The organism is Vibrio sp. 10N.222.49.C9 (assembly GCF_041474985.1).
Taxonomy (GTDB): domain Bacteria; phylum Pseudomonadota; class Gammaproteobacteria; order Enterobacterales; family Vibrionaceae; genus Vibrio; species Vibrio crassostreae_C.
Genome location: NZ_JBFRVD010000240.1, coordinates 1 through 620, shown reverse-complemented (window position 1 = coordinate 620; position 620 = coordinate 1). Strand labels below are relative to the sequence as shown.

The 620-nt window shown below is 43.9% G+C and carries 1 protein-coding gene; it reads right to left on the bottom strand.

What is annotated here, in order from left to right:
* Window positions 1-151: 151 nt before the first annotated feature.
* On the bottom strand, window positions 152-620 hold a 469-nt coding region (locus tag AB4585_RS22945), incomplete at its 5' end, for a hypothetical protein (RefSeq protein ID WP_372171111.1).

Below are 620 nucleotides of genomic sequence, written 5' to 3'. Positions count from 1 at the left end.
GTTCAGTGCTGGTGGATTCTATCTATCAGCAATAAAGACGCTATTTGTCGAGCGAAACATGGCAAATAGACACTACTAAAACAGAGCCCACCATCCTCCTCGGATGTGGGCTTTTTGCTACCAACAAGAGACATTGACGCTCGTGTGTCAGTCAAACTTTAACTGAGTCACACTCAGTCTCTTCACTGAATCGGCTGACACAATATTCGTAATTTGCGTCTGTAATTTGCGCCTCAGAGATGTAGGTCTTAGCAACAAACGTAGTGCGTTCTGGGGAATCATGCCTAACAGATCCCAGCAGCATCCCACCAACGTCATCGGAGATCGGAATATTCAAAGGCATCTCAGCTGACCGAAAGATCTCATTCTTATTTTCAATAATGGCACCATAAAAAAAGCGGATAGCATCTGTAATATCGAGCGACTGCATTCGCTGTATGTAACGAGCCAGAACGTGAATAGCGTGAAACTCGACATTCAACATTTTACCCATCTCAACAAAACTCGCGTCTCTCTTCGCTTCTTTTGATGAATAGATAAACCTTTCTTCGTAGTTAATCATGAGCATCTCAACCGTCAGATTGTCCATTTCCACTGACCTATGCGTGACACGAGTGTGA